The organism is Immundisolibacter sp. (assembly GCF_041601295.1).
Taxonomy (GTDB): Bacteria; Pseudomonadota; Gammaproteobacteria; order Immundisolibacterales; family Immundisolibacteraceae; genus Immundisolibacter.
In genome coordinates, this window is sequence record NZ_JBFIII010000018.1 from 26,362 (window position 1) to 35,194 (window position 8,833).

7 protein-coding genes are annotated in these 8,833 nt (G+C 64.1%); all 7 read left to right on the plus strand.

Annotated features, from left to right (window positions below):
* Positions 1-14 precede the first annotated feature (14 nt).
* The 7 genes from ABZF37_RS03945 to ABZF37_RS03975 all read left to right on the plus strand — a co-directional run bounded on the left by ABZF37_RS03945 (position 15) and on the right by ABZF37_RS03975 (position 8,801).
* The gene (locus ABZF37_RS03945) at positions 15-1,319 is read left to right on the plus strand and encodes a DEAD/DEAH box helicase (protein WP_372717007.1); all 1,305 of its coding nucleotides are present in this window, start codon (positions 15-17) and stop codon (positions 1,317-1,319) included.
* 255 nt (positions 1,320-1,574) lie between these two features.
* On the plus strand, positions 1,575-2,837 hold the full coding sequence (locus tag ABZF37_RS03950) for a hypothetical protein (RefSeq protein ID WP_372716989.1): 1,263 nt from the start codon (positions 1,575-1,577) through the stop codon (positions 2,835-2,837).
* Between the two features lie 122 nt (positions 2,838-2,959).
* Positions 2,960-3,751 (plus strand): enoyl-CoA hydratase-related protein, encoded by a 792-nt coding sequence (locus ABZF37_RS03955; RefSeq protein WP_372716991.1) that lies wholly within the window; start codon positions 2,960-2,962, stop codon positions 3,749-3,751.
* Between the two features lie 39 nt (positions 3,752-3,790).
* A complete protein-coding gene (locus ABZF37_RS03960; RefSeq protein WP_372716993.1) occupies positions 3,791-4,570 on the plus strand; it encodes an enoyl-CoA hydratase/isomerase family protein in 780 nt (259 codons plus the stop codon).
* A gap of 5 nt (positions 4,571-4,575) precedes the next feature.
* Positions 4,576-5,025, plus strand: coding sequence for a MaoC family dehydratase (locus ABZF37_RS03965; RefSeq protein ID WP_372716995.1), 450 nt, complete (start codon positions 4,576-4,578; stop codon positions 5,023-5,025).
* A 36-nt stretch (positions 5,026-5,061) separates the two neighbouring features.
* Positions 5,062-7,197 carry a thiamine pyrophosphate-dependent enzyme gene (locus ABZF37_RS03970; protein ID WP_372716998.1) on the plus strand — a complete coding sequence of 712 codons (2,136 nt, stop codon included), beginning with the start codon at positions 5,062-5,064 and terminating at the stop codon, positions 7,195-7,197.
* 14 nt (positions 7,198-7,211) lie between these two features.
* A complete protein-coding gene (locus ABZF37_RS03975) occupies positions 7,212-8,801 on the plus strand; it encodes an indolepyruvate oxidoreductase subunit beta family protein (RefSeq protein ID WP_372717000.1) in 1,590 nt (529 codons plus the stop codon).
* Positions 8,802-8,833 lie beyond the last annotated feature (32 nt).

Consider the following 8,833-nt stretch of genomic DNA (forward strand, 5'->3'; position numbering starts at 1 on the left):
CAGCCATACCAGTGCTGAAAGCGCCCGCGCACACCACCGGCACGCCATTTGCCGCCCTGCCTCTGGACGCGCGCTTACTTGCCAACATCGCCGCGACGGGTTTTACCAACTGCACGCCGATTCAGGAACAGGCGCTGCCGCTGTTGCTAGCGGGCAGGGACGTGGCTGGCCAGGCGCAAACCGGCACCGGCAAAACCGCCACCTTCCTCCTGGCGCTGTTCGACAATCTGTTGCGACATCCTCCTTTGCCGGGGCGTACCGCCACGCGTCCACGGGCGCTGATCCTGGCACCGACGCGGGAGCTGGCAATCCAGATTCATCGCGACGCCGAATTGCTGGGGGAGGGGCTCGGTTTCCGCATCGGCCTGGCCTATGGCGGCGTGGACTATGAGAAGCAGCGCACCCAGCTGGAAGCCGGTGTTGATGTGTTGATGGGCACCCCGGGCCGGTTGATCGACTACGAGAAACAGGGCGTGTTCGACCTGTCGTCGGTGCAGGTCATGGTGCTGGACGAGGCGGACCGAATGTTCGATCTCGGATTCATAAAAGACATCCGGTATCTGATGCGGCGCATGCCGGCCCCGGCCCAGCGTTTGTCGATGCTTTTTTCGGCCACCCTGGCGCAACGGGTGCTGGAGCTCGCGTACGAGCATATGAACGAACCCGAGCGGGTAAGTATCGAGCCTGACAAGGTCACGGTTGACCTCGTGCGTCAGGTTATTTACCACACTGCAACGGACGAGAAAGTACCCTTGTTACTGGGCTTGCTTCAGCCCTTGGAGCTGGCGCGCAGCATGGTGTTCGTCAATACCAAGGCGGAAGCGGAGCGGGTCTGGGGCTACCTGGAAGCCAATGGCATCCCGGCCGGTCTGATGACCGGGGACGTACACCAGCGCAAACGCGAAAAGCTGCTGGATCGCTTCCGCATGGGTGAACTGGCCGCTCTGGTCGCTACCGATGTTGCGGCCCGTGGCCTGCATATCGACGGCGTGACCCACGTCTTCAATTACGACCTGCCGCAGGACGCCGAGGATTACGTGCATCGCATTGGCCGCACGGCCCGTGCGGGAGCCGCCGGCGAGGCAATCAGCTTCGGCTGCGAGCGCTACGTGTACTCCTTGCCGGATATCGAAAAATACATCGGTCAGAAGCTCCCGGTGGAGCCGGTGCTACACGACAAGCTGGTCAAGCCTAAACCGCGCGTGCGGTTGGCCGCAGAAGACCGGGTAACGCCCAGGCCCGGCAATGGTCGGTCCGGTGGTGGTGGCGGATCACGCCGTGCCCCCGCGGGACGCGGCGCGCCGCGCAGGGTGCGCTAGGCAGCAAACGACCGGGGCCCGGACGCGCGTGCTCGAAGCGTGATTCCGGGCGCGGTCAGTTGGGAGCGTTTCCGCGGAAGGGGGAGTGCCTCCGGGTTTCGAATATCCATGGCTGCTTGATAGCGATGAGTTCAAGCCCATATCCATTATTTAACATAATATATATTATGCGCAATAGAACCTGGCCTGGACCGGCCTGCTGCGCGGCCGTTACGCTGGTGGATAGACCACCCCGGTGACCTGGCAGTCGCCGGGGTGGATTTCGTCGCCCTACGCCAGCTGGCCGGCTTCACTCGCAAAGAAATCGCCACGCTGTGCGCCGTCACGGAGCGAACGGTGCGTAACTGGGAACAGCACATCACCACGCCGCCGCGCGCGATCATTCTGCTGCTACATCTGGCCGATGGGCAACTGGGTACGCTCGATGCAGCCTGGCACGGCTGGTGTATCCGCCGCGGCCACCTGTGGGCGCCGCAGCTGCTGGGCAAAGGGTTCACCCCGCAGCATCTGAAAACCTACGAGTACGTGTGGCAAGAGCGCGACGCGCTGCGTCGCGAACTCGCCCAAGCGCGCCGCCCTGAAATCCCGTCAAAAGATCAATTTTTGCCCCGTGGGGCAGTTCGGCCGGTGTCACTACCCCGGCCGAGGTACCCGGACCCGGCGACGGCGACCCCGACCGACTGCCCGCCGGGCACCCGACACGGTGCCCAGCAAGCGCAGTCCCCGACGCCCTGCTGTGGACGCTCTGAAGACCCCTCCAGGGCCTTCAGAGCGGCAAAGGCAAGCCCGAAGCCCGAGCGCGAAGCGGTGGCCACCGGGCAGCCGGCGCACAGCGGGAGGAAAGCCAAGAGGTCTTCAGGGTGGAAGACCGTGCCGCTGGAGGCGCTGCACAGCGGAAGCCCGCTGGTTCGGCTGGGCAGCTGCTCGACGGACGCCGCGCTGGTGGCAGCCTTGCGCTGCCGCCTCGTCGGCCGCACGGAACGCGATCGCGGCAGCCTGGAAAGATTCCAGGGCGGGAACGGGTCAGGCGACGGCGAACACCGCAGCGTTGGCGACCGGAAACTCGGTCCACTCCTCGTAAGTCACACAGCTGAAGCCGCCCAGAACCAGCGGCCGGCGCCCGGACAGATGATCCAGCGTGCAGACTGTTTCCGGGAAGGCGTCGTTCTGCATGAAGACGGCGCTGTCGTGCAGGTACCGGTAATTCTCGACCTGCAGCGCCTCGATGATGTCCGCCGCTTCGATCAACTCCGCCATGTCGGGCTGAATGCGCTGCATCTCGCGGTAAAACCGGATCAGCTCAGCGCGACGAATCTCGGTCAAACGCTGCACGGGAGCTGGCATGAATACACCTCCGAAGAATCGGACGATGCAGCAGTCGACCCAGACAGGCTCAACGCTAATAATGAGGCAACCATTGGCGATGACGCGGTGCGGTCGCTGGACGCGCCCGCCTCCGCGTCATATACCAAAAGCTATCTATTATGCGCAATTAGAAAGCGCAAGGATTGCCTCTAGGGGATTGCGGGCCCACAAAAGTCGCCGACCGGTGACCGGCCCATCTCCGTGTTACACGGTATCCTAGCCAGCGACCACGCTCGCCTGTGCAGACGCAGCCAAATTCACCAGCAGGAGGATTCATGTACCAGGGTTACCAGCGCCTCAAGTTCCAACGGGATGACAGCATCCTGACCATCTTTCTGTCCAACCCAAATGCACGTAATGCGGTCGACGCCGACATGCACGCCGAACTGGCGCGGGTGTTTCTGGAAGTGGCGCTGGATACGGACACGCGCGTTGTCGTGCTGACCGGTGACCCGGACGGCAAGGCGTTCTGTGCCGGTGGCGACCTGAAGTGGATCGAGGGAATCGAAGGCCAGGGCGAACGCTTCGCACTGGTGCTCAAGGAGGGTCTCGACATTGTCAGGACCATGACCAACACGCCGCAGCCGATCGTATCCATGATCAACGGCCACGCCATGGGCCTGGGCGCCACCATCGGCTTGTTCGCGGACGTGAGCTTCATGGACGAGACAGCCAAAATCGCCGACCCGCACGTGTCGATCGGCGTGGTCGCCGGTGACGGTGGCGCCGTGATCTGGCCGCTGCTGATTGGTCCCAATCGAGCGAAGGAGTTCCTGATGACCGGCGATGCCATGTCCGGCGCCCAGGCGGCTTCCATCGGCCTGGTCAACCATGCCGTACCGGCGGCCGAATTGCACGACCGTGCCTACGCTTTCGCCCGCAAGCTGGCCACCGGCCCGCAGCTGGCCATCCAGCTGACCAAGCGCTCGGTGAACCTGTTTGTCGGTCAGGTCATCGAACAGGTGCTGACCGCTTCACTGGCCATGGAAGGGTTGACCTTTGCCAGTGCCGACCACCGCGAGGCCTTGCGCGCGTTCTTCGCCAAGGAAAAGCCCAAGTTCCAGTAAATCGCCGTTCAGGCCCCTGCCCCACGATTGAGTACCGCCATGGAAACCCTGACTTATACCGTTGATGGAGCTGTTGGCACGCTAACCCTGAATCGCCCGGAAGTACGCAACGCCATGAACGGGCGGATGCTGGAGGAGCTGCGCCAGACCTTGGAGGCAGTGAACCTGGACACCGCCGTGCGGGTGCTGGTACTGCGCGGGTCCGGGCCGGTATTTTGCGCCGGGGGCGATCTGCGCGATCTTTTTACGGACACGCACCCGGTGGCTATCCGCAACCTGCTCAGCCACCGTATTCGGCCGTTGTCGCGTGCTCTGATCTTGCTGGACAAGCCGGTCGTGTGTGCGCTGCATGGCGCAGTCGCGGGAGCGGGTCTGGTACTGGCGCTGGGCGCGGACTTCGTTATCGCCAGCGAGGAAGCCAGCTTTGTCACGGCATTTGGCAAGATCGGCGCCATCCCGGACGCCGGCGTGATGTGGCTGTTGGCCCAGCACGTCGGTCTGATGCGCGCCAAGGACATCGTCATGCGGGCGCGTACGCTCACCGCGGCACAGGCGCTGGAACTGGGCATCTATACCGAGGTTGTGCCCAAATCGGGCTTCGAGGATGTGCTCCAGGGCCTGGTCGCGGAGTTGGCCGATGGCCCGACCCTGGCCATGGCGTTTGCCAAGCACGCCCTGCGCGACGCGCTGCGCATGCCGTTTGACGCCTTCATGGACCTTGAGGCCGCCGGCCAGGGCTTGATGCACGCTTCGCATGATCACAAGGAAGGCGTGCAAGCCTTCCTCGAAAAACGCCAACCGCGTTTTACAGGTAACTGATACCCATGAACATCCAATGGTGGGAAGACTACGAGGCCGACTGGACCTTGAACACCGGCCGGCGCACGGTGACCGAGTTCGACATCCTGAGCTTCGTCACCCTGGTCGGCATGAACGAGGCGCTGTTCATGGACGCCGAGTACATCGCCAAGGACACGCCGTTTGGTCGGCGCATCGCGCCCGGCGCGCTGGTGTTCAGCTACGCCGAGGGGCTGGTGATCCAGACCGGCCATTTGAACGGCAGCGCCATTGCCTTTCTGGGCTCCGAAATGAAAATGCAGGGTCCGGTGTACCTGGGTGACACGATCCAGGTGACTGTCGCCCTGGCTGACAAGCGCGAGACCTCAAAGCCGGACCGGGGCCTGGTCACTACCCGCAACCGGGTCACGAACCAGTCCGGCCAACCGGTGCTTGAATACCTGGCAACGCGCATGCTGCGCCGCCGGCCGCGCTAACCCAGCCCCTCCCCCACCTGCTTCAGGGATTCCGCCATGAGCCACGCTTTCAATACGTCCGAGATTGACCAGCTGGAACACCGTGCGGGCGAATCCCTGTACGGCGACGGCGCTCTGGTGGTGCTCAAAGGCATGCTCGAAGCGGGCATCAGCTATTTTGGCGGCTATCCGGGCGCGCCGACGGCCAACCTGATCGACGCCGCTGCGGACGCCTATGAGCCGGTACTCAAGAAATACGGCGTGTACGTGGAGTCCTCGGCCAACGAGATGTCCGCCGCCGCCATGTGTACAGCGTCCGTATTCGCCCCGGTGCGCGGCGCAGTGACCTGGAAAGTGCTCGGTAACGGCGTATCCACGGACGTGGTCGACCACATCTCGCAGATCGGCGTGCTGGGCGGCTGCGTGCTGGTGGTCGGCGAAGACTATGGCGTGTCCAGCACCACGGTCGCGCAGCGCACCCTGCCCTGGGCGATGAAATCCGGGATCGTGGTAATCGATCCCCGGGCTGATCAGCAACTGCTGCTGCGCATGACCCGCGAGAGCTTCGAATTGTCGGAACTGTCCACCTGCGTGGTGGCACTGTTGCTGCGTCCGCAGTTGTCGCACGCCAATGCCAAGGTCGAGGTGGGCGACAACAAGATCGGCGAGTACAACGTGATCAGCAAGCTGAAGGCCGGTATCAAGGATCCGAGCCGCTACCCGTTGCCGCCCAACACCCAGCGCCAGGAGCTCGAGCGCTACCGCGACCGCCTGCCCAGGGCACGCGAGTACATCATTGCCCAGGGTCTTAACGAAACCTTCGGGGCGCCCGACACGCCGATCGGCCTGATCACTCACGGCACCGTCTTCAACACCGTCATGCGCCTGTTGTCCCTGCTGGGCCTGGCCGATGAGGATGGCGTGACCGATCCGGCCATCAGCCTGCTCCAACTGAACGTCATCAATCCCTTGTGCGACGATCAGATCGTCGATTTCATCAAGGACAAGCGCGAGGTGCTGTTGGTCGAGGAAGGCCAGCCGGACCTGATGGAGCAGCAAATCCGCGCCATGCTGCACCAGCGCGGCGTCAGTACGCCGTTTCATGGCCATGACCTGATCCCTGGCGTCGGCGAACTGGTGCCCGGGCGTGTGCTGCAGCCGTTAACCGAGTTCATGGCCCGCCTGCTGCCGGAACGTGCCGACAACCTGCGCGCCACAGCCACGGCGTACCTGGAGCGGCAAAAGCTGGCGGCGACCTTGTTCCCACGGCCGGTCACACCGCGCCCGCCGACCTTCTGTACCGGCTGTCCGGAGCGGCCGGTGTTCAGCATGATGAAAATCAACGAGATGCTCACCGGCCAGAAGGACTGGCATGCCACCGACGTCGGCTGCTACGGCATGGCGGGTTTGGCGCCGTTCCACATGGCTGACTCCAACATCGGCATGGGCGGTGGCCTGGCCGCTGCCAGCGCGCTGTCGGCCATGTCGGAACAGAAGAACGTCTCTGTGGTTGGCGATGGCACCTTGTGGCACTCGGCCCTCAACACCTGCGTGGTGAACGGTCTTTACAACAAACAGGATGCCACCTACCTGGTACTCGACAATAAGTGGACCGCCATGACCGGCGCCCACGAGAACCCCAACTCCGGCCCGCAGCTCACCGGTCAGGCCAGCGGCGGCGTGTTCAATATTGAGCGCACCTTCAAGGGCCTGGGCGTCAAGCACGTCCAGAAAGCCAACCCCTACAATTTCCGCGACTTTCAGAAGAAACTGAAAAAAATCCAGGCCGACCCGGACCCGCAGCTACGGGTGCTGATTTCCGAAGCCGAATGCCAGCTGCAGCGCCAGCGTACGTTCAAGCCGATGCGCGCCAAGGCGATTGCCGAAGGTAAGCGTACGGAAGTCGAGCGCCTGGGCGTGGACGAGGAGGTCTGCGTTGGTGACCACTCCTGCATGCGCGTCAACGGCTGCCCCTCGTTGACGCTGGAGGAATCACCGAACACGCTCAAGAGCGCACCGGTGGCGGCCATCGACACCACCTGCGTCGGTTGTGGCGTGTGTGGCGAAATTGCCCATGCGGCCCAGCTTTGCCCGTCCTTTCACAAAGTGACGGTCGTGCGCAACGCCGGTCGCTTCGAGCGTTTCATGCAGAAACTCAGTGAGCGCCTGCTGCCGGCGCTGCGCGCCGCCTGACCGGGGGAGTCCATATGTCACGGCAAGACCGCGCTACGCGCGTCCTCATTGGCACTGTCGGCGGTCAGGGCGGTGGTGTGCTGGCCGACTGGATGGTCAAGGGTCTGATCAACGCCGGCTGGCAGGCACAGAGCATCGGTTTGCTCGGTCTTTCACAGCGTGCCGGCTCGGTCATTTATTACGTCGAGGCGCGGCCCCAAACCCAGCGCGCGCCGATCCTGTCGGCTTACGCCGTGCCCGGTGACGTCGACCTGCTGCTCAGCCAGGAGTTTCTGGAACTCGGTCGCCTGCTGCAGGGCGGTTTCGCGCATCCGGACTGCACCATCATCGCCAACACCTACCGCTACTACGGCACGCTGGAGAAAACGCCGGCCGAAGGCGGCATCTACCCGTCCGGGGTCATTCGCAAGGCGGCCGAGACGCTGTCCAGCGACAGCTACCTGTTTCATGCCCAGGAAGTGGTGGCGCGGGCCGGTCTGTCCCTGCTGTCGAGCAACGCCGTGCTCCTGGGCGCGGTGGTCGCAAGCAAAGTATTCGCACTGGCGCCCGAACCCTTTCGGACTGCCATCGAGGAAGCCGAGGTCGGCGTTGGCGACAACCTCAAGGCATTTGATCTTGGCTACCAGATGATGCGCGAGGGCACCCTGCCACGTGCCCTGTTCAAGGAAAACGAAGTTCTCGACTGGCAGCAGCTCGCCGATCAGCGGGCACAGGCCTTGCCGCAACGGCGACGTGGCGAGTACCGCAGCCTGCTTGACCAGGGACGCAGCGCCGTGCCGCCGCTGGCGCGGATCTTTGCCGAGGCCTGCTACCGCCTGCTGGATTTCCAGGATGCCGCCTACGTGCGCGACTACATCGCCCGCGTGCAGGAAGTCCACACCGCGGAAACAGCAAGCTCAGGAGTCGATAACTCGGCTGTTACAGCCAGTTACGCGCAGCATCTTGCCAACTGGATGAGCTACGAGGACGCCCAGCGCGTGGCACAACTGAAGCTGCGCCCCGAGCGTTTCGCCAAGATGCGCGGTGACCACGGCGTGCGCGGCGAAGACCCGTTCTGGGTCGACGATTTCCTGGCTCCGGACCCGCCGCAGATCTACGGCATGTTGCCGGCACCCATCGGCCGCTGGATCCGCGCCCAGGGGCGCCGCTGGCGCGAGGACTTCGACCATATATCCATGCCTATGCGCGTGCGCATCAACCGGCCCTGGGGCTATTTGACGATGTCGCTGGTCGCGGCCATGCGCCACCTGCGCCGCCACTCGCTGCGCCACCACGAGGAACTGCTGCTGCTGCAACGCTGGCGCGACGCCGTGCTGTTGTGGCTGGGGCACGATGCCGCGCTTGGCCGGCTGGCCGCCGACGCCGGCCGTGTGGTCAAGGGCTATGGCCGGGTGCGCGACAAGGCGCTCGATGATCTTTGGACATTCATCGACCAAGGTCTGCCGCTGCTCGAACAACTCGCGGCCGCCGGCGGCGATGTGGCGACCGTGGGCGACGAGGCGCTCAAATTGCTGGCCAGTGAGGCCGGCAAGGGGAGCGCTTGCCTGTATCTGCTCCGCGACCGTCTGGCAGCGGCCCTGCCCACGGCCGGCGCCGCGGCCTAGCCAGCCGCCATGCAGGTGACCTTGCGCCACGC

Bases quoted from the DNA above. Each gene is read 5' to 3' on its own strand.
- ABZF37_RS03965 (WP_372716995.1), top strand. From the start codon at position 4,576: ATGAACATCCAATGGTGGGAAGACTACGAGGCCGACTGGACCTTGAAC.
- ABZF37_RS03975 (WP_372717000.1), top strand. From the start codon at position 7,212: ATGTCACGGCAAGACCGCGCTACGCGCGTCCTCATTGGCACTGTCGGC.
- ABZF37_RS03955 (WP_372716991.1), top strand. From the start codon at position 2,960: ATGTACCAGGGTTACCAGCGCCTCAAGTTCCAACGGGATGACAGCATC.
- ABZF37_RS03970 (WP_372716998.1), top strand. From the start codon at position 5,062: ATGAGCCACGCTTTCAATACGTCCGAGATTGACCAGCTGGAACACCGT.
- ABZF37_RS03960 (WP_372716993.1), top strand. From the start codon at position 3,791: ATGGAAACCCTGACTTATACCGTTGATGGAGCTGTTGGCACGCTAACC.